The organism is Opacimonas viscosa (assembly GCF_024199005.1).
Lineage (GTDB): Bacteria > Pseudomonadota > Gammaproteobacteria > Enterobacterales > Alteromonadaceae > Opacimonas > Opacimonas viscosa.
The window spans coordinates 1-266 of record NZ_JANATA010000164.1; the positions used below are offsets into that span (position 1 = coordinate 1).

Annotated in this window: 1 pseudogene; it reads right to left on the reverse strand. The window is 47.4% G+C overall.

The features are described 5' to 3' along the window. A pseudogene (locus tag NLF92_RS13130) lies at window positions 1–188 on the reverse strand (sensor histidine kinase); the annotation flags it as partial. Window positions 189–266 lie beyond the last annotated feature (78 nt).

Consider the following 266-nt stretch of genomic DNA (forward strand, 5'->3'; position numbering starts at 1 on the left):
GTGCGCAATACAGCAACGTGCAAAGCGTTGATCGAATCAATGATTTTATTGGTCGTGAAAATACGGCCTTCCACAGCTGCCAGTTCGTTTAGAGTGTGAATGGTGTATACCGAGTTAGCTGCGATGACCACGACAATCAAGGCAATCATTAAAATCCAGGCAGACGCCGTGCGGATAAACTGCGTCATTCGGATGTGGCCTTATTGTCAGGTCTGAATTTATCTACCAGTGCTGCCAGGCTTTCACTGCACGACTTGCATTCTGCT